Consider the following 23,481-nt stretch of genomic DNA (forward strand, 5'->3'; position numbering starts at 1 on the left):
GCGCGCGGGGTCCTGGTCAACGGTTGTGGCGGTTCATGTAGATGAGGCGCTCGAACAGCGTCATGTCCTGCTCGTTCTTGAGCAGCGCGCCCGCGAGCGGCGGCATGGACTTCGAGCCGTCGGCCGCGCGCAGCGCCGAGGGCGGAATCTCTTCCGCGAGCAGGAGCTTGAGCCAGTCGAGCAGTTCGGACGTAGACGGCTTTTTCTTCAGGCCCGCGACGTTGCGCAGTTCGAAGAAGCTTTCCATCGCCGCGTTGAGCAGTTCCTTGCGGATGCCCGGATAGTGCACCTCGACGATGCGCTGCATCGTGGCCGGATCGGGAAAGCTGATGTAGTGGAAGAAGCAGCGGCGCAGGAAAGCGTCGGGCAGCTCCTTCTCGTTGTTCGACGTGATGATCACGAGCGGACGCTGCTTCGCCTTGATGAGCTGGCGCGTCTCGTACACGTAGAACTCCATGCGGTCGAGTTCGCGCAACAGGTCGTTCGGGAACTCGATGTCGGCCTTGTCGATCTCGTCGATCAGCAGCACGCTTTGCTCTTCCGACTCGAACGCCTGCCACAGCACGCCTTTCACGATGTAGTTGGCGATGTCCTTCACGCGCTCGTCGCCGAGCTGCGAGTCGCGCAGGCGCGAGACCGCGTCGTACTCGTAGAGCCCTTGCTGCGCCTTCGTGGTGGACTTGATGTGCCACTGCATGAGCGGCATGCCCAGCGCCGCGGCCACTTCTTCGGCCAGCATGGTCTTGCCCGTGCCGGGCTCGCCCTTGATGAGCAGGGGGCGCTTCAACGTGATCGCGGCGTTGACCGCAAGCTTGAGATCGTCGGTGGCGACGTACTGCGATGAGCCTTCGAAACGCGTGGCGCGCATGGTGAATCCGCTCGCTGGGAAAAAAATCCCAGTATAAGTCAGATGGGGTGTTGCGTCGGCGCGCCACCGCGTATCGTTGGGTCCGCTCTTTGGGGCACGGTCACGCAGGCTCAGAGGCGTCTGCGGCGAGCGCGCGGCGAGTCCGTTGTGTGTGCCAGGGTTCCTCCGGGTTGCTTGCCAGCGAGCCTGCGCGACACGGCGCTGCGTGGCCGCCCGGTGGGCCCCGCCGGCCTGCCGCAGGGCCCCGTCAGGCGCTCCGAGGCCCGCCAGGCGTGGCGCGGCCGGTGGACGGCCGCTGCGGCGTCGCGGTATACTCGGACCGATTTTTTTCGGCCTGCACGGCGACCCCAAAAGTAAAACAGCAGTAATGCGGCGCAGGCCGTGGCCTGCGGTTCGGGCGTTCGAATCCCCTCAAGCCAGGTTGGATGCTATGAAAAAAATTGTCGGCAAGCACGTCATCACGGGCGCAATAACCATGCTGGCGTGCTTCGCGGTCACGGCTCACGCGGACGTCGTGGGCAACGCGAAGGCGGGTCAGGACAAGGTGGCGATGTGTATCGGCTGTCATGGTATTCCCGACTACCGCACCGCTTACCCCGAGGTCTACCACGTGCCCATTCTGGGCGGCCAGAACGCGCAGTACATCATGAACGCGTTGCTCGCCTACAAGAAGGGCGACCGGCATTTCGAGACGATGCACGCGATCGCGTCCTCGCTCACCGAACAGGACATCGCCGACATCGCGGCCTACTATGCGTCGCAAACGGCCGCGTCGAAAGACAATCCGAACAAATAACCGGCAGGTGGAGAACCCATGAACAAGCCCTACACGGCTATGCCTTCGTTTGCCGGTGCAACCATCAAGCTAGCGGGCACCGCTCTCGCACTGGCCGCCGCGCTCGCGCTGAATCCCGCGCACGCGGCCGACGTCTCCAACGGCAAGGCCCTCGCCGACAGCCACAACTGCGCGGCCTGCCACGGCCCGGGCCTGAACAAGCCCGTGAGTCCCGAATATCCGAAGCTTGCCGGCCAGCACGCCGACTACATCTACTGGGCGCTGCGCCAGTATCAGATGGGCACAGGCAATCCGCACCTTGGCCGCAACAATCCGATCATGCAGGCGCAGGTGCAGAGCCTCTCGCAGAGCGACATGAAGGATATCGCCGCGTACATCGAGTCGCTCGGCGGCGACCTCGTCAACAAGAAGTAGGCGTGAATGCGGCGCGCGTCATGCGTGCTGCATCATGTGAAACACCCCGCGTGGGCCTCGTTTTCGGCGAGGCGTTCGCGGGGTGTTTTTTTGCGGCTTCGTTGGCTTCAGTCGCGCTTTCGTGCGTTCTCAGTCGCGTGAAGCGCGGCGCTCGATGCGCATGAGATAGGCGTCCGTGTCGGGGGGCGTGTTCGTGCGCTGCGCTTCCCAGATCGTTTCGCCGAGGCACTCCATGATCGCGTGCTGCGCGTCGTGCGTGGAGCCCATGCGTGCGGCGAGCCGGTCGTGCGCCGCGCGGATGCCGGGCGGCTGGTCGATCGACAACTGCTCGCTGATCGCGAGGTGCATCGACAGATGCAGGAACGGATTGCTCTGGCCGCGCTCGGGCGAGTAGTCCTGCGCGGCGGCCGCATCGGCGTCGGCGAGTTCGGCGTGATATTCCGGGTGCTCGGCGATCCAGTCGGCGGCAATCGCCTCTAGCGGCGTGAGGATTTCGCCCGCACGCTGCTTGCGCCAGGTCTCGGTGAAAAAGCGGCGGACTTCGTCGCGGCTGGGATTGAACATCTTGAGTCGGTCGAATGGGGGATGCGGCGTCGTGCGACGCCTGAAGCGCTCATTTTACGCCCGGGGGCTCGCGCTCGCTCAGAGCTCCGGCGGCGGCGTCTTCGGCTTGAACTCGCACAGCGGCTCGATTACGCAATGCCAGCATTCGGGGCGGCGCGCCTTGCACACATAGCGCCCGTGCAGGATGAGCCAGTGATGGGCGTCCTGGAGGAACTCCGGCGGCGTGAATTTTTCGAGCGCGGTTTCGACGGCGCGCACGTCCTTGCCGGGCGCGAGCCCCGTTCGGTTCGCAACCCGAAAGATATGCGTGTCGACGGCGATGGTCGGCTGGCCGAACGCCGTATTGAGCACGACGTTCGCGGTTTTGCGTCCCACGCCGGGCAGGCCTTCGAGCGCCTCACGCGTTTGCGGCACCTCGCTGCCGTACTGCTCGATGAGAATGCGGCAGGTCGCAATGACGTTTTTGGCCTTGGTGCGATACAGGCCGATCGTCTTGATGTAATCGGCAACGCCTTCTTCGCCGAGCGCAAGCACCGTCTCCGGCGTGTTGGCGACCGGAAACATCCTGCGCATGGCCTTGTTCACCGAAACGTCGGTGGCCTGCGCGGAGAGCATCACGGCAATCAGGAGTTCGAACGGCGTGCCGAACTCCAGCTCGGTCGTGGGGTGCGGATTGAGGCTTTGCAGCGTTTCGTAGATGGCGCGGCGCTTGGTGGCGTTCATGCTCGTTGTGCGTGGGGCCTTTGGCAGTGCGATGCGCTAGCGCGCGGGCTTGTCGTCGTCGGGCACCGGGTTCGCTGCGTCCGATGCATTCGACTCGATACCGATACGCTTGCGGCGCGCCTCGGCGGCGTCGATCTGCGCTTGAACATCGGCGCTCACGTGCTCGACGTTGCGCGGTCCCACACCCTGTTCAGCCAGTTCCGCCTTCTTGCGGCGTGCACGTTCGAGCGCCGCCTGGATGATCGCTTTCTTCTTCGCTTCGGCGTCGTCGGCGGAGGGGCTTGCGGGCTGCATGGCGGTGTCTTGCGGTGCCGGGGCGGCAGGCGCGCTCGTGGCCGCGCGGCGTGCCGCGGCGCGCGCTTCGGCCGCATTGCGTTCGGCGGCCTGGCGCGCTGCGCGCCGGTCATGTCGCACGCGGGCTTCGTCGGCCTGCTGTTGTGTCCATGCGTCCCAGCCGGTTGCTTCGCCCGTAACAGGAATCATTGCGATGCAGTCGACCGGGCAGGGCGCGACGCACAGGTCGCAGCCCGTGCACTGATCCTCGACGATCGTGTGCATCTGCTTGGGCGCGCCCACGATCGCGTCGACGGGACATGCCTGCATGCACAGCGTGCAGCCGATGCACAGTTGTTCGTCGATGAACGCCACCGGACGCGGGCGCTCCACGCCGTTGTCCGGATTGATCGGGATGACGGGTTTGCCGAGCAGTTTCGCGAGGCGCTCAACGCCTTCCACGCCGCCGGGCGGACACTGATTGTAATTGGCGGTGCCGGCGGCGACGGCTTCGGCATAGGGCCGGCAGCCGTCGTAGCCGCACTTCGTGCATTGGGTCTGGGGCAGCAGATCTTCGATGCGATCTGCGAGTGTTTTGGAATCGTTCACGTTCGCTACATCGGGGCGGGGCGGGCGGTGGCGTGACCTTGAGCGCACATGACCATGCGCAGGGTTACGCAGCTGGCCTGACAGGGCGCACACGCACAGCGCCAAAGCTTGCATTATCGCCGATTTCCCGCATTGCCATCGGCGGGCCATGTGCCATAATCAAAGCGCTTAATGCGAAGCGCTTTGCGGTTGAGGGGGAATCAGTAGACGTAAAAGCGTGGCGCAATGCATGGGCGGCTGGCATGGCGTCTTGCATGAAGCGACAGGGGGAAGAACGGTGTCGGCTCGCAACGACATCAAACAAACAAGAAGGAACGCAAGACCGTAGGTCGGAGGGTGTCTGTCCATTAACCTGGCGCGCCCCGCACAACGTTTGTCGATCCCAGGGCTAGGAGAGGCCCGGCGTGGTACCGCCCGACAACGTAAACCGGACAACGCGGCTTAACGAGATCCTGCCACCATGAATCAGCCAAAAATCAAAAGAGATCCTGAAGGCACACGCCGCCGCATTCTGCTCGCCGCGGCGGAAGAATTCGCCAATGGCGGCCTGTTCGGCGCACGCGTCGACCAGATCGCGCGACGCGCGGAAACCAATGAGCGCATGCTCTACTACTACTTCGGCAGCAAGGAGCAACTGTTCACGGCAGTGCTTGAGCACGCATTCGGCGCGCTCAACGAAGCCGAGCGCGCGCTCGATCTCGCGGGGCTTGCACCCGTCGAGGCGATCACGCGGCTTGCGCATTTCGTGTGGGACTACTATCGAGACAATCCGGAACTGCTTCGGCTCGTGAACAACGAGAATCTGCACGAGGCGCGCTATATGCAGAAGTCCACACGAATTCGCGAGATGATCTCGCCGATCGTCGCGACGCTCGGCTCGATCCTCACACGCGGCGAGTCTGCGGGACTGTTCCGCCCGAGCATCGATCCACTGCGGCTTTATGTGACGCTCTCGGGTATGGGTTACTACATCGTATCGAACCGCTATACGCTGAACGCCACGCTCGGTCGTGACTTCAGTTCGGCTGCCGAGCGCGCGGAAATGATTCAGCTCAACACGGAAATGCTGCTCGCGTATCTGATGCGCAAGTAGCGCAAGTAGCGCAAGCGAAGCGCACGAGATCGTTTCACGCTCCACAAACGCCGCGCGCCGTCCTGGGACGGCGCGCGGGTTGTGCTGCTGGCGCGTACTGTGTGCGCTCGCATGGAGCGCGCGTCTGCGTCAGGCGACAGCGCCTTGTGCGGAGCGGCCGCGGGCAGGCGTTTCTTTGCCCGATTGGCCGGCGCCCTGCTGGTGTTGACGGATGAAATCGCGCAGTTGCGGATAGATGATCGTGCGCCAGCGGCGGCCCGAGAAGATGCCGTAGTGGCCGCACTTCTCGGCGGTCAGATGATGCCGGTTCGCCTCGGGAATGCCCGTGCACAGGTCGTGCGCGGCGCGCGTCTGGCCCGCGCCCGAAATGTCGTCGAGCTCGCCCTCGATCGTGAAGAGCGCCGTGTCGCGAATGTCCTGCGGACGCACGCGTTCGCCGGCCACGTCCCACGTGCCTTCAGCGAGACTGAAATCCTGGAACACAGTGCGGATGGTCTCGAGGTAATACTCGGCGGCCATGTCGAGCACCGCGTTGTATTCGTCGTAGAACTGGCGATGTGCTTCGGCGTCCTCTTCGTCGCCGCGCAGCAGGCTCTTGTAGAAGTCCCAATGCGCCGTAGTGTGACGGCCCGGATTCATTGCGACGAAACCCGCGTGCTGCAGGAAGCCCGGATACACCTCGCGCCCTTCGCCCGGATAGTTGGCCGGCACCGTATGGATCACGTTGTTCGCAAACCAGTCGAGCGAGTGTTCGGTGGCGAGCGAGTTGACGGCGGTGGGGCTGCGGCGCGCGTCGATCGGGCCGCCCATCATCGTCATCGTGAGCGGGGTGTCTTCGCCGCGGCTCGCCATGAGCGAGATGGCCGCGAGCACGGGCACCGTCGGCTGGCAAACGGACAGCACGTGCAGGTTCTTCGCGCCGATATGGCGGATGAATTCCTGGATGTACGCCACGTAGTCGTCGAGATGGAACGCACCGGCTTCGAGCGGCACCATGCGCGCGTCGATCCAGTCGGTGATGTACACCTTGTGGTCCTGCAGCAGGGTGCGCACGGTGTCGCGCAGCAGCGTGGAGTGGTGGCCCGAGAGCGGCGCGCACACGAGCACGCTCGGCTCGTCCTTGAGCGCGGCCACGGCGCCGGTGTCGTCGGCGTAGCGCTTGAAGCGCAGCAGGCGGCAGAACGGCTTTTCGATGATGGTCTGCTCGACGATCGGAATATTGAAGCCGTCCTTCACGATCTGGCGAATGTTGAACTCGGGCTTCTCGTAGTCCTTGCCGAGGCGATAGAGCAGTTCGTAGCCCGCGGCGAAGCGCGTGGCGCCCGGCACGAGTGAAAACGGGCTCGTCGGATTCGAGAACGATTTCGAGGCGGCCTGGGCCCAGGCGGTCAGCGGGCTCAACAACGCACGCTGGAATTCACGGATTTGATAGAGCATGGGCGCTCCGGCATCTTCAAGGAGCGGTTCGCACCCGGGTCGCGCGCGGGTGAGGCGCGGAACAGATGCGGGCCGGCAAGGTTGGTCGGTCAGTCAATCAGGTTGTTTATCGGCCGCCGCCCGGCGGGCTTTAGCGCGGGCGGTACTGTTCTGCGCCTGGCCGTTGTGCAACGCAGCATGCCTAGTGTACCCCAGCTCGCAAAAACGTCCAGGCGCTTTCGAACATTTACGATGCGGATGCAACAGCTGGCTCGGCCGACGCGCCGTCGACCGCCGGATGTCCCGTTTCCTTCGCCATGTCCTGTTCATGCCGCATGAGGTTCAAGCCGGTATGCACGAGCGCCACATGCGAGAACGCCTGCGGGAAGTTGCCGACCAGACGCCCCGCAATGGGGTCATATTCCTCGGCGAGCAATCCCACGTCATTGGCGAGCGAGAGCAGGCGCTCGTACATGCGGCGTGCGTCGTCCATGCGGCCTTGCAGGGCCAGGTTGTCGACCATCCAGAAACTGCACGCAAGGAAGGTGCCTTCCCCGGGCGGCAGTCCATCGTTGAATTCGGTGGTGCGGTAGCGCATCACAAAACCTTCACACATCAGATCGCGCTCGATCGCCGCGACCGTGCCCGCAATGCGAGGATCTGCCGCAGGCAGGAAGCCGACCAGCGGCATGAGCAGCAGGCTCGCGTCGAGGTCGGTGCCGCCGTAGATCTGCGTGAAGGAGTTCAGATCCTTGTTGAAGCTGCGCTCGCAAATGGTCGCGTGTATCGTCGAGCGCAGTTCGCGCCAGTGATCGAGCGGGCCGGGCAGGTCGAATTTTTCCGCCGATTTGATCGCGCGGTCGAACGCGACCCACGCCATCACCTTCGAGAACGTGAAGTGCTGGCGGCCGCCGCGCGTTTCCCAGATGCCTTCGTCGGGCGCGGTCCAGATCGTTTCGAGGTGTTCGAGCATCGCGCACTGGATCGACCACGCGGTGTCGTCGGCCTGCAGGCCGCCCACGCGCGCGAGGTGCAGTGCGTTCATCACTTCGCCGTACACGTCGAGCTGCAGCTGGCCGACTGCGTTGTTGCCCACGCGCACGGGCTTCGCGCCTTCGTAGCCGGGCAGCCAGTCGAGTTCGAATTCGGGCAGGCGGCGCTCGCCGGCGAGCCCGTACATGATCTGCAACTGCGAGGGCGAGCCCGCCATCACGCGGCCCAGCCACGCACGCCATGCGCGCGCCTCGTCGTAGTAGCCGCCGCGCATCATCGCGAGCAGCGTGATCGTCGCGTCGCGCAGCCAGCAGTAGCGGTAGTCCCAGTTGCGCGTGCCGCCCAGTTGTTCGGGCAGCGACGTGGTGGGCGCGGCGACGATGCCGCCGGTGGGCTCGTAGGCCAGCGCCTTGAGCGTGATGAGCGAGCGGCGGATCGGTTCGGCCCAGCGGCCTTCCACCGTGCTGCGCGAGGCCCATTCGGTCCAGAAGTTTTCCGTGCGCGCAAGCGCCGTGAACGGATCGCGCGGCGGCGGCAGACGCAGGTGCGAGGCGGCGTAGGAAAGCGAGAACGGCACGCGTTCGCCTTCTTTCACCTCGAATTGCGCGACCGTGTGCATGTTTTCGCCCTCGAGGTCGACTGGTGTGCGCAGCACGACCGTGTCCGGGCCCACCGTCGCCTTGATGCCGCTTTCGTAGGTGAGACGGCTGACCCACGGCACCGAAAAGCCGTAGTCGAAGCGCAGCACGAGCTGGCTTTCCATGCGCACGGTGCCGCGCCGCCCCACGACGATGCGCACGAGTTCGGACCAGCCGTTGCCGGGCGGCATGAAGTCGATGAGCGTGACCGCGCCTTCGGGCGTTTCGAAATCGGTTTCGAGGATCAGCGTGTCGCCGCGATAGCGGCGCGTGGTCTTGACTTCAACTTTCGCGCCTTCTTCGGGCTGCGCGGGCGCGATGAGCCAGCGGCCGTTCTCCTCGGTGCCGAGCAGGGCGGCGAAGCAGGCGCCAGAGTCGAAGCGCGGCCAGCAGAGCCAGTCGATGGAGCCGGCGCGGGAAACGAGCGCGGCCGTGTGGCCGTCGCCGATCAATGCATAGTCTTCAATGGGTGCGGGCATAGTAAGCAGATTGACAGCGTTGCTCGAAAACGAAAGCCGCTCGCCGCGTGCAGGACAGTGCGCGCGGCATGCACGCACAAGAGTAGTGGCAGCGGGGCCGCCTGCGCAATGCGTTTTGCGCGGCAGCACGTGCAAATACTCATCTCGCCGGCGTCAACAAACGTTGGCGAGCGTGACGAGGCGCGTCACAGATGGCCGTTTACGCCGAATAGCCCGATGATCCCGATGATGATCAGATACAGCGCGACGATATAGTTGAGCAGGCGCGGCACGGCAAGAATCAGAATGCCTGCGATGAGCGCGACGAGCGGCCCGATGGCGACGTGAATGTTCATGACGGCTCCCTGATTGCGGTGGGTTTCGATCGTTTGCGTTGATCCCTTTTTGCTGCGATTTTTCGCGCCTTTTCCGCGCGACTCGTTGCTGCGCGCTGGCGGGGCGGGCGTTTGCGACCTCTCTTATACTGGGCCGGTGTCTCATGTATCAGACGAAAGCGAGACGGGTACGGTCAGCGTCGCGACGAGGGCCGATCCGCTTTACTGCATCGACAAGAAAAAGGAGGTCGACATGTTCCTTCGCCGTGCCGCCGCAAACGCCGTGCCCGCGCCCTCCCGTTCCACTGCCCGTGCGCGCGGACCCGCGCATCTCCGCGCGCATCTCCGCGCACATCTCCTCAGCCAGCTCATCAAAGGTGTTGTCATCATGGCTTCCGTCGCCGCGACGCATGCGTTCGCGCAATCCGCTTCCACGTCCGCGCCCGCGGGCGGCGTCTACAACCTGATCGTCGGCACGTATACGGGCGGCAAGAGCGAGGGCCTCTACGTCTACCACTTCAATACGCAAACTGGCGACATGCAGCCGGTCAGCGTAGCGAAGACGGTGAATCCCTCGTTTCTCGTGGTGAGCAAGGACAACCGCTTTGTCTACGCCGTGAACGAACTGCCCGGCGACAACGGTCCCGCCAGCCTGCGCGGCGACGTGAGCGCGTTCGGCTTCGACGCCGCGAGCGGGCAGCTCACGTTTCTCAACAAGGTGTCGGCGCAGGGCAACGATCCGTGCTACCTGAGCCTTTCGCCGGATGGGCGCTATCTCTTCGTGGCGAACTATTCGGTCGCGGCCGACCCCGGCGGCAGCTTCGCCGTCCTGCCCGTGCAGCAGGACGGCAAGCTTGGCGAGTCCGTGCTGACCGTGCATCACGAGGGCGGCGGTCCCGTGAAGGGGCGTCAGGACAACGCGCACGTGCACTCGACGGTGTTTTCGCCGGATGGGCACTATCTCTTCACCCAGGATCTCGGCACCGACAAGCTGTGGACCTACCTTTACACGCCAGACGGCAGCCGCGGGCTCGTGAGCCCGACCGAGTGGCGCTATACCGACGTGAAGTCGGGCAGCGGTCCGCGCCACCTGATCTTCGGCAATGACGGCCGTCACGCATATCTCACGAGCGAGCTGACCGCCACCGTGACGGTGTTTGCGTACCACGACGGGCATATGAAGCTGGAGCAGGTCGAGAAGCTGGCGGAGCCGGGCTTCAAGGGCACGCAGGGCGCGGCGGCGCTGCATCTTTCGCCGGACGGCAAGTTCCTCTACGTCTCGAATCGCGGCGACGCCAACGACATCTCGATCTTCGCCGTCGATGGCGACAGCGGGAAGTTAAAGCGCGTGGGTCGCCAGTCGAGCCTTGGCAAGTCGCCGCGCGAGTTCGCGATCGATCCGACCGGGCAGTGGCTCATCGTCGGCAACCAGAACAGCGATACCGTCTACGTGTTCCGCCGCGATCAGCAGACCGGTTTGCTGGAGCCGAACCCGAAGCGCGTCGAGATCGGCTCGCCGGTCGATTTCAAGTTCGTCGCACGGTAACGTGCGCGCGTGTTGAGTTGAATAAAAAAGGCGCGTTTCGCGCCTTTTTTATTCGCCCTGGCCGCCGCCGGGCACGAGCACTTCGCGGCTGCCGTTGATGCCCATCGGCGAGACGAGGCCCGCCGTTTCCATTTGCTCGACCAGACGCGCAGCGCGGTTGTAGCCGATGCGCAACTGCCGCTGCACCGACGAGATCGACGCGCGCCGCGTGCGCACGACGAAAGCCACGGCCTCGTCGTAGAGCGGGTCGGCCTCGGCCTCGGGCGAGTCGCCGAAGAGGTCCTGCGGCGCACCTTCGGAAGCCGGGCCGTCGAGAATGCCTTCGACGTACTCGGGCTCGCCGAACTGCTTCAGATACTCCACCACGGCGTGCACTTCCTCGTCGGCGACGAACGCGCCGTGCACGCGCTGCGGGTAGCCCGTGCCCGGCGGCAGGAACAGCATGTCGCCCTGGCCGAGCAGCGACTCCGCGCCCATCTGGTCGAGGATCGTGCGCGAGTCGATCTTCGACGACACCTGGAACGCCACGCGGGTCGGAATATTCGCCTTGATGAGCCCGGTGATCACGTCCACCGAAGGACGCTGCGTCGCGAGGATCAGGTGGATGCCGGCGGCACGCGCCTTCTGCGCGAGACGCGCGATCAACTCTTCGATCTTCTTGCCCGCGACCATCATGAGGTCGGCGAGCTCGTCGATCACGACCACGATCATCGGCAGCGGCGAGAGCGGCTCCGGCGCTTCCGGCGTGAGCGAGAACGGGTTGCCGATCTTCTTTTCGTGCGCTTCGGCGTCACGGATCTTCTGGTTGAAGCCCGCGAGATTGCGCACGCCCACCGCCGACATCAGCCGGTAGCGCTTCTCCATTTCGCCCACGCACCAGTTGAGCGCGTTGGCGGCGAGCTTCATGTCGGTCACGACCGGCGCGAGCAGATGCGGAATGCCTTCGTACACGGAAAGCTCGAGCATCTTCGGGTCGATCATGATGAGCCGCACGTCCTCGGGCGTCGCCTTGTAGAGCAGCGAGAGGATCATTGCGTTGATCGCCACAGACTTGCCCGAACCGGTCGTGCCCGCGACGAGCATGTGCGGCGCCTTGGCGAGATCGGTGACGATCGGATGGCCGACGATGTCCTTGCCCATCGCGATCGTGAGCTTCGATTGCGAGCGATGGTACGGCGCCGATTCGAGGATCTCGGAGAGGCGGATCATCTGGCGGCGCGCATTCGGCAACTCGAGGCCCATGCAGGTCTTGCCGGGGATCGTTTCGACCACGCGGATCGACGTGAGGCCGAGGCCGCGCGAGAGGTCCTTCATGAGGCCGACGATCTGGCTGCCGCGCACGCCGAGCGCAGGCTCCACTTCGAAGCGTGTGATCACGGGGCCCGCCGACGCGCCGACCACCGTCACAGGGACCTTGAACTCCTGGAGGCGCTGCTCGATCAGCTGGCTCGTTTCGGCGAGCTTCTGCTCGGAGACCGGCTCGATCTCGGACGACGCGCGCTCGAGCAGTTCGAGCCCCGGCAGTTCGACCGCCGAGGCGCTCAGCGGCTCGAACGCGAACGCCGTGGGCGCGTGGCCGCGTACGGCGGGGCGCTGGACTGCCGGTTCGGGCGCTTCGACGGCTTCGGGGGCTTCGATGACTTCGGGGGCTTCGATGACTTCGGGCTCGGGCTCGAAGGCGGGGCTCGCGGCGCCCGGTTCGGTCGCGACGGCGGGGTAGGGCGCCGCGATCGGTGTGGCAACCGGTACTGCGGGATGCGAAGGGCCAGGCGTGAACGTGGCTTCGGCAGGTGCAGGACGGTATTCCGGCTGCGGTTCGGCGACCCACGGCGGCGTTGCTACGGGTGCCGGCGTTTGCTGCACAGCGGGCAGGGGCGTCGCGTCGAAACCCGGTGCCGGAGTTGCCGGCGCTTCAACTGCCGGCAATGCTTGCGCCGCCGCGGCGTTCGCAAGCTCATGCGCTTCATCGAAAACCGCGGGGTGCTCATCGACGACGCGCGCAACAGGGGCGAAAGACTCGCTCGCCTTTTGCTCTGCCGCCAGCGAAGGCGTTGCGTCGAACGGCGTCGCGGGAACTGCATGCGCGACGGTGGGCGCGACAGGTGCAGGCGTTGCGCGCGCGGATGTTTCGAACGTGCGGCCGTATGTGCCGTGCGCAGATTCGTCGAGGGTCGCCGCCGACGCCGTATCGACAATTTCGGTGCGGGTGCTTGCGTCCAGCGGTTGCTCGTCAACGGGCGCTGCGTGATGCGCAGGCGCCGCGGCCACCTCCGGTTGTGTTTCGCGAGCGAAGCGGGGCAAGTGCACGATGTTCGCCGCGTCCGATGCGTCGTTTGCATCCTGCGACTCGGCGGGAGCGGGATGCGATGCTTGTACGCTTGCTGCAACCGGTGTGTGTGCGACTGCGGGTGCTGGCGCCGCAACGGGAGGAACTGCCACCGCAGGCGCGGGCGCCTGTTCGTGCACCGGCAACGGCGTGAACGTGTAGAACGGCTCGGCGGCGTGGGTTTCCGCGGGCGCGGCGGCCGACGGTTCGTCGTCGAGCAGGATCCATGACATGCCGTGATCCAGCGTGGGCCAGGAGGACGGCGTTGCGGCCTCTGCCGCCTCGGCTTGCACAGGCTCGACGCCGGTCGCTGCGCTCAATGCGTCATGCGCGGCTTCGTCCACATGGGTGTGCACCGGTTGCCACGAAGTTGGCATTGCCGTGTCGTCGGCGCTGACCGTCTTCGGCTCGTATGCCGCGGCGCGCTGAATCTCGGAAGGGTAGGGGGCAGCCTTTGCAGCGGGCGTCCAGGGTGTCGACGTGTTGTGCGGCTGCAGCGCGGCGTGCGCTTCCTCCAGCGATTGCACGCCCGCGTTCGGCGAAATGGCGTCACCGTCCTGCTGCGTGACTGGCGCGAACGTCGTTTCCACCGGCACGCCCGAAGGCGTCACCGGCAGCGCCGTCTTCGACATGTCTGGCGGGGCGCTCGGGAATTGCGCGTGCGCTTCCTCTTCGCCCGCGAGTGTGCCCGCTTCGTCGAGCGTGCGGCGTGCAAGGCTCGCGCCGGCGAGGGACGTCCAGCGTGCGGCGTTTTCTTCGATCGAACGCAACGTTTCGAGCACGCTCATCGACAGCGGCGCTTCCGCTTGCGGCGCGCTGGTGGACGCGGGGCGCGAGTACGCGGGCGTAGCGGGCGGCGTGTCGGCCAGTTGCGAGGTGAACGGCGCGCGTGGCGCAGCCATGGGCGGGCGAGGGTTCACGCGCGCCGGCTGGCCTTGCCAGACGTACGGACGCGGCGGCTTCGCGACGCGGGGCGGCGCTGCGGCCGCGGCGCGCGCTGCCGTGCTGCCTGCCGCGGGCGGCGGCGCCGAGCGGCGCGGCGTGACTGGCTGCGCGAACGGCGAAGTCAGCGGATCGAGCGGCGCCGGCGTCGAGCCGAACGCGGCACTGCGCGCGGCGGCTGCTGCCGCAGCGGTACCGGCCGCGAGCGGCGCACCGTGCACCGCAGCCGAAGCCACGCGCGCACCCACGGTCGCGGCGGCCATGGCCGGCCGCGCAAGGCCCGGCTCAGCGCGCCACGGCGCATTGGGTTGCGCGGGGATGCCCGGTGCGCCATGCGCGCCCGCCATATCCGAGGCAGTGCCCGCGCCACGCGTTGGCTGGCGGCGCGCGTCGCCAAGCGGCGCGCCTTGCTGCAATGGCATGCGTGGCGGCTCCATCGGTGCTCTCGGCGCAGCTTGCACCGGAGCCGCCGGAGCACGCGTGCCGCGCAGCCAGTCGGCGGCCGCGGTCGGCTCGGAGCGTGCCCATGCCGCGGAGGAATCGGCCGGAGCCCGGAAGCCTGGTTCGGCGCGCCACGGCGCGCTATCCGCAAAAGCGTCCTGCGCGGCGGCCGCGGTCGACGCTGCGCCAAGTCCCGCGGCCATCGCGCCGGCATTGCGCGAGAGATCGCGACCGTCGCGACCGTCGCGCACATCGCGCACATCGCGCGCTTCACGTGCAGGCGGGCGCCAGATCGTCGGCCGCTTGCGCCGTGCGCCGTCGCCGGGCATCGGCAGGTTGACGGTGGCGGCGCTATGGGCGGGAAGTCCCTCTTCGGCGGCGGCGCGGCGACTGCGGCGTTCGCGGCGCGGGCTCTCGTCGGTCTCGCGCGCGGCGCGGATGTTCAGGCCGAGCCCGAGCGAGATGTCGGCCCAGGCGAGGAATTCGCGCCAATGGAAGTCGAGCAGCCACGGCAAGCTCACGAGGAGGAGCGCCGTCATGGCGAGCGGCGCGGCCGCGTGGCCGATGAGCTTGCCGAGCCCGCCCAATAGTGCGTGGCCGAGCGCGTCGAAACCGGCGATGTCGATGAGCGTCGCCTCGAGCGCGCAGCTCGCGACGAGCACACCAAGGAAGCCGAGCCAGAGCCGGATCGTGCCCGGACCGCGCAGGCCCGCGCCGCCGGGCAGCACGGACTTGACGAGACGCCAGATCAGAGGGATGAACCAGACGGCCGAAACGCCGAACCAGCCAGGAACTACCGTGTGCATGCCAAAGATGTACGTAGAGAAGGTGTGCGACGTGTGGAGTGTAACCGCTCGGCCCCTGCGCGCCGCCATCCACTTGAGGACTGTGTTGCGCTCGGCCCGGCGGGCGTTGCGCGCCCGACACGCCAAAGACCCTGCGCACGCTGTTTTGGTTCGCGCGCAACAAAAAAAGAGCCGCGCCGGGCAAGGGCGCGGCGGTTCATGCGGGCAGCGTTCACTGCGCCGGTTTGGCGTCGGAGGCGGCGCCCGGCGCAACGCCGGGCTTGGCCTCGGCGCTTTGCTCGGCGAACGTCAGGCGGTCGCCGTTTTCGAGCACGAGAAAGAGCGATCGCGGAGGCCGCATCTGCACGCCCGAGCGCGCGATATGCGAGAGGGCTTCCAGGTAGGGGCCCTCGATATCGCCGCCCGCGCCGATGCACGCCATGCGCGTGCCGCCGAGCTGGCTGAACGAGAGCAGGCCGTTTTTCAGCGCATAGGCGCCGAAATAGCGGTTGCAGCCCGAAAAACCGCTCGCGCGGCGCTGGCCGCTCTCGGTCGAGAGGTCGAGCGTGATGGGGCGGGCAACGGGGTTGTCGGTATTGCTGGCGTCGGCGTTCGGGCCCGGCACGGCGCGCAGCGTGCCGTCGGCGCGCTTCCACTCCGTGAGCTGCCAGTGCGTGTTGTCGAGCAACTGGGTCGTAGCGGGGTTGAACGGATCGGGCAGCGGCGCGGAGGCGTCCGTGTGCACCGGCAGCTTGCACGCGCACACGAGCAGGGCCGCAGCGAGCATCGCCGTGCGCGAGGCCAGCTTGCGCGCGAATACGCCGTGGGCCGGGCGCAGGCGCATATTCACGCGCGGACTCTGGCTCGGCGTCTGGCTGTGCGTCTGGCGGATAGGCATCGCATCGTTCCTCGTAATCGGCGAAGGCGTAAGCGTAACGCACCGCGCTGCAGCATGCGAGCGCAAACGTGCGCGCACAGCGCGTGAAGCGGGTGGCCGCCGGCGGTCCAGAGCGCCTCGCCGCGGCAATGCCGCGTGTTAACATCGGCGCTCTTACGCATTTGCGCCATACCGCCATTCTGGAGACATCATGCAAACCCGCCCCCGCATCGGCACGCCGCTTTCCGCTTCCGCCACCCGTGTCATGCTGCTCGGCGCGGGCGAGCTTGGCAAGGAAGTGATCATCGCGCTGCAGCGTCTTGGCGTTGAGGTGATCGCCGTCGATCGCTATGAAAATGCGCCTGGCCATCAAGTTGCGCATCGCGCGCACGTGATCGACATGGCCGATCCCAAGGCGCTGCGTGCGCTCATCGACGCCGAGCGCCCGCACCTCGTCGTGCCCGAAATCGAAGCGATCGCCACCGACGCGCTCGCCGCCGTCGAAGCCGAGGGCGTCGCCGAGGTGATCCCGACCGCGCGCGCCGCGCAGCTCACGATGAACCGCGAGGGCATCCGGCGCCTCGCCGCCGAGGAACTCGGCCTCGCCACCTCGCCCTACGCGTTTGCCGATTCGCTCGACGAGCTGAAGGCCGGCGTCGCCAAGGTGGGCTACCCGTGTGTGGTGAAGCCGGTAATGTCGTCGTCGGGCAAGGGGCAGTCGGTCGTGCGCAGCGACGCCGACGTCGAGCGCGCCTGGGACTATGCGCTGGCAGGCGGCCGTGTGAATCGCGGGCGCGTGATCGTCGAGGGCTTCATCAACTTCGACTATGAAATCACGCAGCTCACCGTGCGCGCCATCGACCCGGCGAGCGGCCAGGTGCAAACGTATTTCTGCGATCCGATCGGCCACCTCCAGGTGGACGGCGATTACGTCGAATCGTGGCAGCCGCAGCCGATGAGCGCGAAGGCGCTCGAGCGCTCGCGCGAGATCTCGCACAAGGTGACCGAGGCGCTGGGCGGCCGAGGCCTCTTCGGCGTGGAGCTGTTCGTGCGCGGCGACGAGGTGTGGTTCTCGGAAGTGAGCCCGCGTCCGCACGACACGGGGCTCGTCACGCTCGCCTCGCAGCGCTTCTCCGAGTTCGAGCTGCACGCGCGCGCGATCCTCGGTTTGCCCGTCGATACGACGGCGCGCGGTCCGGGCGCATCGGCGGTGATCTACGGCGGCATGGACGCGCGCGGCATCGCGTTCGAGGGCGTCGCGCAGGCGCTTGCCGTGCCGGGCGCGGACCTGCGCCTTTTCGGCAAGCCCGAGAGCTTCGTGAAGCGCCGCATGGGTGTTGCGCTCGCTACGGGCGCCGACACCGACGAGGCCCGCTCGCGCGCCCGCGAAGCGGCCGCGGCGGTGCGTCCGGTGCCGGGCGACGCCGCGCAGTGAGTGTGCGGCGAGCGCGCTGCGTTGGCCGCGCACAAGGCGGCCGGCGCGCGTGCCGGTTATCGTGTGAGCCAATCCTTCGCGCGTGAATGCAAAATGGCGTCACGCGCACGGGCAACGCAACACACGGAGAACACGATGATCGATGCTCGAAGCGGCGCAATCCGCGCAATTCGGATCGGCGGCGCGCTCGCGCTGACAGCCTGTGGTCTCGCGGCCGCGCTGCACCTCGACGCGGCGCACGCGGCCCCGCTCGAAGTACGCGATATCCAGGTCCAGTCGCGCCACACGTTCAGCTACACCTGCGCGAACGGCAAGAGCTTCAAGGTCACCTATCTCAACGCGGCCAACGGCCAGAGCTTCGCGCTCGTGCCCGTGGAAGGCCGCAAACTTTTCTTCGTCGGCGTGATCGCCGCCTCGGGCGTGAAGTACGTCGCCGAGCGCTACACGTGGTGGACCAAGGGTCCCGGCGCGGATCTCTACGACGTCACGTCCGACGCGAGCCCGAAGCCGGTGCTCTCCGGCTGCGCGACGATCATGCGCTAACGCCGCACGCACGCTTCACGACACATTCCGCCTTGCGGGAGTAACCTGTCGGCCTGTTCGCGAAGGCCGGCTGCCGCCCGCGCCGCCGGCCACGCTCTTGCCAACGAGGTGGTCGATGAAAGCATCGGATCTGTTCGTGAAGGCGCTCGAAGCCGAAGGCGTCGAATATGTGTTTGGTATTCCCGGGGAAGAAAATCTCGATCTGCTCGAATCGCTGCGGCGCTCGAAGATTCGTCTGATCGTCACGCGCCACGAGCAGGCCGCGGGCTTCATGGCCGCCACTTACGGACGGCTCACGGGCCGCACCGGCGTGTGCCTCGCCACGCTCGGGCCCGGCGCCACCAACTTCGTGACCGCCGCCGCGTACGCGCAGCTGGGCGGCATGCCCATGCTGATGGTCACGGGCCAGAAGCCCATCAAGTCGAGCAAGCAGGGCCACTTCCAGATCGTCGACGTGGTGCGCATGATGGAGCCGCTCACCAAGTACGCGCGGCAGATCGTCTCCATCGGCAATATTCCCGCGCTCGTGCGCGAGGCGTTTCGCCAGGCCGAGCAGGAGCGGCCCGGCGCCGTGCATCTCGAACTGCCCGAAGACGTAGCCGACGAAGAGGGCGACGGCAAGCCCATTCCCAAGAGCTTCAGCCGCCGGCCCGTGGCCGAGGAAAAAGCGGTTGCCCATGCGGTCGGGGCGATCTGCAAGGCGCGCCATCCGCTCCTCATGATCGGCGCGGGCGGAAACCGCAAGACCACGCGCAACGTGCTGCGCGAATTCGTCGACGAAACCGGCATCCCGTTCTTCACCACGCAGATGGGCAAGGGCGTGATCGACGAATCGCACCCGCTCTGGCTCGGCAACGCCACGCTCTCGGACGGCGACTTCGTGCACCGCGCGATCGAGCACGCCGACTGCATCATCAACGTCGGCCACGACGTGATCGAGAAGCCGCCGTTTTTCATGCGCAGCGCGGAAGAGAAGACCGTCATCCACGTGAATTTTCTCGGTGCGGAAGTCGACCCCGTGTATTTCCCGCAGATCGAGGTGGTGGGCGACATCGCCAACGCCGTGTGGCAACTCAAGGAAAGCCTCAAGCCGCGCGAGCACGCGTGGGACTTTGCCCGCTTCGAGGAAATCAAGCGCCATTTCGAGGCGCATCTTGCCAAGGGGCAGCACGACGAGCGCTTTCCCATGTACCCGGTGCGGCTCGTGCACGACGTGTACGACGCGATGCCCGACGACGGCATCCTGTGCCTCGACAACGGCATGTACAAGATCTGGTTCGCGCGCTACTACCGCGCGCGTGAGCCCAATTCGATCCTGCTCGACAACGCGCTCGCCTCGATGGGCGCGGGGCTGCCCTCGGCCATCGCCACCAAGATCGTGCATCCGCAGCGCAAGGTCGTGGCCGTGTGCGGCGACGGCGGTTTCATGATGAATTCGCAGGAGCTGGAAACGGCGGTGCGCCTGAAGCTCGATCTGGTCGTGCTGCTGCTGCGCGACGACGCGTTCGGCATGATCCGCTGGAAGCAGGAAAACATGAATTTCCCCGACTACGGGATGACGCTGCAGAACCCCGATTTCGTGGACTATGCGCAAAGCTACGGCGCGCATGGCCACCGCGTGGGCTCGGCGGACGAATTCAAGCCGCTCGTCGAGCAGTGTCTCGCCCAACCCGGCGTGCACCTGATCGACGTGCCCATCGATTACTCGGACAACGAGCGCGTGCTCAATCGCGACATCAAGCGCCTGAGCGCGCAGCTTTGACGCAGCTTTGACGTTGTCATTACGGAGAACCCCGTCATGCTCAAACCGACTTATCCGTACTACCTGGCCAACGAGGCCGTCGCCGCCAACACCGACCTCGAAGTCACCGACAAATACAGCGGCGAAGTCGCCACGCGCGTCGCGCTCGCCGACGCGAAAGCGATCGACCAGGCCATCGCCGCCGCCGAAGCCGCCATGCCCGCCATGCGCGCGTTCCCGCCGTACAAGCGCCAGGCCGTGATAGATCATTGCGTGGCGCGCTTTCGCGAGCGCTTCGACGAGCTGGCGATGGCGCTGTGCATCGAGGCGGGCAAGCCGATCAACGACTCGCGCGGCGAGGCGACGCGCCTGATCGACACGTTTCGCGTGGCCGCCGAAGAGAGCGTGCGTATCAACGGCGAGATCGTGAATCTCGAGATTTCGGCGCGCGCGAAGGGCTATCACGGCTACGTGAAACGCGTGCCGATCGGACCGTGCTCGTTCATTTCGCCGTTCAATTTCCCGCTCAATCTGGCTGCGCACAAGGTCGCACCGGCGCTCGCCGCCGGCGTGCCGTTCGTGCTGAAGCCCGCGAGCCGCACGCCGGTGGGCGCGCTGATCATCGGCGAGGTGCTGGCGGAGACGGATTTGCCCAAGGGCGCCTTCTCGATCCTGCCCGCGCACCGCGACGGCGCCGACCTCTTCACGACCGACGAGCGCTTCAAGCTGCTCTCGTTCACGGGCTCGCCCGCGGTGGGCTGGGACCTCAAGAGGAAGGCCGGCAAGAAGAAGGTGGTGCTGGAGTTGGGCGGCAACGCGGCGGCCATCGTCGACGCCGATCAGGGCGGCAAGCTGGACTACGTGGTCGAGCGCCTCGCGTTCGGCGCGTACTACCAGTCGGGACAGAGCTGCATTGGCGTGCAGCGCATTCTCGTGCACGCGTCGCTTTACGACGCGCTGCGCGAAAAGCTCATCGCCAAGGTCAAGACGCTCAAGATGGGCGACCCGAAGGACGAGAACACCTTTGTCGGGCCGATGATCTCCGAATCCGAGTCGAAGCGCCTCGCAGGCTGGATGGAGAGCGCGGTGCTCGCGGGCGCGAAGATCATCGCGGGCGGCAAGGTGGACGGCGCGATGTTCGAGGCCACGCTGCTCGAGAACGTGGGCCGCGACACTGACCTCTACCGCAAGGAGGCGTTCGGGCCGGTCGCGATCCTGGAGCGCTTCGACGACTTCGGCAAGGCTTTGGAGATCGTCAACGACAGCGATTTCGGCCTGCAGGCCGGCGTGTTCACCGACTCGCTCGCCAACGCGCACCGCGCGTGGGACGGCCTCGACGTGGGCGGCGTGGTGATCAACGATATTCCGTCATTTCGCGTCGATAACATGCCGTACGGCGGCGTGAAGGACTCCGGCCTCGGGCGCGAGGGCGTGCGCTACGCGATCGAGGACATGACTGAGCTGCGGCTGATGGTGATGCGCGAGACGTGGTGAGCAGCGGGCCCGGAGAAAAAAGGGCGCGATGCATCGTCGCATGGCGCACGGGGTTCTCCCGTGCGCCGTGTTGCAGAACGCATGGCCTGCTGCCATAGGGATTTATGCCAAGGTGCTACAATACCGGCCTTTCGGCCCTTTGCGCCTGCCGCAACGGGCGGGCAGAGCGCCGGCAGGGCGCGGGTGACACGCGAGTAACAAGCGGGCGACACGCGAGTGACAAGCGGGCGACACGCGAGTGACAAGCGGGCGACAAGCCGCCCCGAGGCTTGCTGGATCGGCCTGAAATGCCGGTCGGGCCGTTTTGACCAATCCGGTGCGCGCGCCAGTCGATAGACGAGGGCGGCGCCGGAACCATCTGGAATCGAGTGAGTCTGGCCGGGTTGAACCCGAGCGAGCGCGGCGATGGAGCCAGCGCCCCGTCCCCGGCAGATCCTCTCGTCGTCCACGGGCCATCCCGGGCCATCCGTTTGCCGGGAGGCCCTCGCGGGCGTGCGTTCCGCCCGTCGCCGCAGGGCGCCTGACGTGTTGTCCGGCGCCTTTGCATCGACCTGCAATGCCCAGCAGTGACCTTTTGAGGCGCTCCCGCGCCTTGCGCGAATAGCGCCTTTATAGCGAAGCCACCATGTCCGACACAGCCGTCACGCCCAGCACTGCGAACTTTGACCAGTTTGGTCTGGCCCCCGAAATCCTCCGGGCCATCAAGGAGCAAGGCTACACGACGCCCACGCCGATCCAGGCGCAGGCGATTCCCGTGGTGCTCACGGGCCGCGACGTGATGGGCGCCGCGCAAACCGGCACGGGCAAGACCGCGAGCTTCTCGCTGCCGATCCTGCAACGCCTCCTGCCGATGGCGAGTACGAGCGCTTCGCCTGCACGCCATCCGGTGCGCGCGCTGATTCTCACGCCTACGCGCGAGCTGGCCGATCAGGTCGCGAACAACGTGCGCACCTACGCGCAGCACACGCCGCTGCGCAGCGCGGTGGTGTTCGGCGGCGTCGACATGAATCCGCAGTCCGACGAGCTGCGCCGCGGCGTGGAAATCCTGATCGCGACACCTGGCCGCCTGCTCGACCACGTGCAGCAAAAGACCACGAGCCTCGGCCAGGTGCAGATGCTCGTGCTCGACGAAGCCGACCGCATGCTCGACATGGGCTTCCTGCCCGACCTGCAGCGCATCCTGAACCTGCTGCCGAAGGAGCGCCAGACGCTGCTGTTCTCGGCCACGTTCTCGGGCGAGATCAAGAAGCTTGCCGCGACCTATCTGCGCACGCCGCAGACCATCGAGGTGGCGCGCAGCAACTCCACGGCGACCAACGTCACCCAGGTCGTGTACGAAGTTGCCGAGGGCGACAAGACCGGCGCGGTCGTTCAGCTGATCCGCGACCGCGGTCTCAAACAGGTGATCGTGTTCTGCAACAGCAAGATCGGCGCGAGCCGCCTGGCCCGCCAGATCGAAAAGCAGGGCATCGTCGCGGCGGCGATTCACGGCGACCGCTCGCAGAACGAGCGCATGCAGGCGCTCGACGCCTTCAAGCGCGGCGAAATCGAAGCGCTCGTGGCGACCGACGTGGCCGCGCGCGGCCTCGACATCGCGGAGCTGCCCGCCGTCATTAACTTCGACCTGCCTTTCAACGCCGAAGACTATGTGCACCGCATTGGCCGCACGGGCCGCGCAGGCGCCTCGGGTGACGCGCTTTCGCTGTGCAGCCCGAACGAGAAGAAGCAACTCGCCGATATCGAGAAGCTCATCAAGCGTCCGCTGACCGTGGAGCGCCTCGTGGTCGACGTGCCGGTGCCGCATCACGAAGGCGGTAGCCGCCGCCGGGAGCGCGACGGTCATGAAGGCCGCGAAGGGCGCGGCGAACGCGGCGAGCGCGGTGTGCACCGCCGTGCGGCGTCGTTCGACCGCCCGCATCATCATCGTTCGCAGCCGATCGACGATTTTTTCCTGAAGCCTTACGAGCCTTCGGCTAACGCGCGCAGCAAGGCTGAAGACAAGCCCGCGAACACCGCACCGCAAAAACAGCAGTCGAAGCAGCCGCTCGCAGCGCTGTTGGGTGGTCTCGGCTCGTCGTGGCGCAACAAGCCGACGTCGTCTTCGTCGAACTGAGTTTGAGCGCGCGAAGCGGCGCGCGACACAACGATAAAACGGCATGTCGCCTTCAACG

The 23,481-nt window shown here is 66.4% G+C and carries 18 protein-coding genes; 9 read left to right on the plus strand and 9 right to left on the minus strand.

Going from position 1 to position 23,481, the window contains the following annotated elements; genetic code table 11:
* Positions 1-16 precede the first annotated feature (16 nt).
* Positions 17-868 carry an AAA family ATPase gene (locus tag U5A65_RS24760; RefSeq protein WP_158757322.1) on the minus strand — a complete coding sequence of 284 codons (852 nt, stop codon included), beginning with the start codon at positions 866-868 and terminating at the stop codon, positions 17-19.
* A gap of 430 nt (positions 869-1,298) precedes the next feature.
* Here U5A65_RS24760 and U5A65_RS24765 point away from each other — a divergent pair, with 430 nt between their 5' ends.
* Both U5A65_RS24765 and U5A65_RS24770 read left to right on the plus strand, forming a co-directional pair.
* Complete coding sequence (locus U5A65_RS24765; protein ID WP_158757323.1) at positions 1,299-1,664, plus strand: c-type cytochrome; 366 nt, start codon at positions 1,299-1,301, stop codon at positions 1,662-1,664.
* A gap of 18 nt (positions 1,665-1,682) precedes the next feature.
* Entirely contained in the window at positions 1,683-2,078 is a 396-nt protein-coding gene (locus U5A65_RS24770; protein ID WP_321914726.1) for a cytochrome c, read from the plus strand.
* Between the two features lie 129 nt (positions 2,079-2,207).
* Here the strand turns inward: U5A65_RS24770 and U5A65_RS24775 are convergent, their stop codons facing one another.
* The 3 genes from U5A65_RS24775 to rsxB form a co-directional block, all read right to left on the minus strand.
* Positions 2,208-2,642: a DUF1841 family protein gene (locus U5A65_RS24775; protein WP_321947921.1), complete on the minus strand. Its 435-nt coding sequence runs from the start codon at positions 2,640-2,642 to the stop codon at positions 2,208-2,210.
* Positions 2,643-2,720: 78 nt separating this feature from the next.
* Entirely contained in the window at positions 2,721-3,365 is a 645-nt protein-coding gene (gene nth / locus U5A65_RS24780; protein WP_321947923.1) for an endonuclease III, read from the minus strand.
* A gap of 36 nt (positions 3,366-3,401) precedes the next feature.
* Positions 3,402-4,247 (minus strand): electron transport complex subunit RsxB, encoded by an 846-nt coding sequence (gene rsxB / locus U5A65_RS24785; protein WP_321947925.1) that lies wholly within the window; start codon positions 4,245-4,247, stop codon positions 3,402-3,404.
* Positions 4,248-4,707: 460 nt separating this feature from the next.
* Here rsxB and U5A65_RS24790 point away from each other — a divergent pair, with 460 nt between their 5' ends.
* Complete coding sequence (locus tag U5A65_RS24790) at positions 4,708-5,340, plus strand: TetR family transcriptional regulator (protein ID WP_321914723.1); 633 nt, start codon at positions 4,708-4,710, stop codon at positions 5,338-5,340.
* Between the two features lie 129 nt (positions 5,341-5,469).
* Here the strand turns inward: U5A65_RS24790 and U5A65_RS24795 are convergent, their stop codons facing one another.
* The 3 genes from U5A65_RS24795 to U5A65_RS24805 all read right to left on the minus strand — a co-directional run bounded on the left by U5A65_RS24795 (position 5,470) and on the right by U5A65_RS24805 (position 9,201).
* Complete coding sequence (locus U5A65_RS24795; protein WP_321914722.1) at positions 5,470-6,777, minus strand: polyhydroxyalkanoate depolymerase; 1,308 nt, start codon at positions 6,775-6,777, stop codon at positions 5,470-5,472.
* Between the two features lie 226 nt (positions 6,778-7,003).
* A complete protein-coding gene (locus U5A65_RS24800) occupies positions 7,004-8,866 on the minus strand; it encodes a glycoside hydrolase family 15 protein (RefSeq protein ID WP_321947926.1) in 1,863 nt (620 codons plus the stop codon).
* 185 nt (positions 8,867-9,051) lie between these two features.
* Positions 9,052-9,201, minus strand: a complete 150-nt coding sequence (locus U5A65_RS24805; protein ID WP_158757331.1) for a DUF3096 domain-containing protein — start codon at positions 9,199-9,201, stop codon at positions 9,052-9,054.
* A 232-nt stretch (positions 9,202-9,433) separates the two neighbouring features.
* On the opposite strand from U5A65_RS24805, the gene U5A65_RS24810 reads away from it, so the two are divergent.
* Complete coding sequence (locus U5A65_RS24810; RefSeq protein WP_415765531.1) at positions 9,434-10,726, plus strand: lactonase family protein; 1,293 nt, start codon at positions 9,434-9,436, stop codon at positions 10,724-10,726.
* A 48-nt stretch (positions 10,727-10,774) separates the two neighbouring features.
* On the opposite strand, the gene U5A65_RS24815 is transcribed toward U5A65_RS24810, so the two are convergent.
* Together U5A65_RS24815 and U5A65_RS24820 are read right to left on the minus strand one after the other, a co-directional pair.
* A complete protein-coding gene (locus tag U5A65_RS24815; RefSeq protein ID WP_321947928.1) occupies positions 10,775-15,241 on the minus strand; it encodes a DNA translocase FtsK in 4,467 nt (1,488 codons plus the stop codon).
* A 211-nt stretch (positions 15,242-15,452) separates the two neighbouring features.
* Positions 15,453-16,118, minus strand: a complete 666-nt coding sequence (locus tag U5A65_RS24820) for an META domain-containing protein (protein WP_415765533.1) — start codon at positions 16,116-16,118, stop codon at positions 15,453-15,455.
* 190 nt (positions 16,119-16,308) lie between these two features.
* Between U5A65_RS24820 and purT the strand changes: the two genes are divergently transcribed.
* From purT to U5A65_RS24845, 5 genes are all read left to right on the plus strand, one after another.
* Positions 16,309-17,532 carry a formate-dependent phosphoribosylglycinamide formyltransferase gene (gene purT, locus U5A65_RS24825; protein WP_069265349.1) on the plus strand — a complete coding sequence of 408 codons (1,224 nt, stop codon included), beginning with the start codon at positions 16,309-16,311 and terminating at the stop codon, positions 17,530-17,532.
* Between the two features lie 135 nt (positions 17,533-17,667).
* Positions 17,668-18,075, plus strand: coding sequence for an MliC family protein (locus U5A65_RS24830; protein ID WP_321947930.1), 408 nt, complete (start codon positions 17,668-17,670; stop codon positions 18,073-18,075).
* 115 nt (positions 18,076-18,190) lie between these two features.
* Positions 18,191-19,837, plus strand: a complete 1,647-nt coding sequence (locus U5A65_RS24835) for an acetolactate synthase large subunit (RefSeq protein ID WP_321914716.1) — start codon at positions 18,191-18,193, stop codon at positions 19,835-19,837.
* A gap of 36 nt (positions 19,838-19,873) precedes the next feature.
* The gene (locus U5A65_RS24840) at positions 19,874-21,310 is read left to right on the plus strand and encodes an aldehyde dehydrogenase family protein (protein ID WP_321914715.1); all 1,437 of its coding nucleotides are present in this window, start codon (positions 19,874-19,876) and stop codon (positions 21,308-21,310) included.
* 625 nt (positions 21,311-21,935) lie between these two features.
* Entirely contained in the window at positions 21,936-23,423 is a 1,488-nt protein-coding gene (locus U5A65_RS24845; RefSeq protein ID WP_321936823.1) for a DEAD/DEAH box helicase, read from the plus strand.
* The last annotated feature ends 58 nt before the right edge of the window (positions 23,424-23,481 follow it).

This window comes from Paraburkholderia sp. J10-1, assembly GCF_905220165.1.
In the GTDB taxonomy this organism is placed as follows: domain Bacteria; phylum Pseudomonadota; class Gammaproteobacteria; order Burkholderiales; family Burkholderiaceae; genus Paraburkholderia.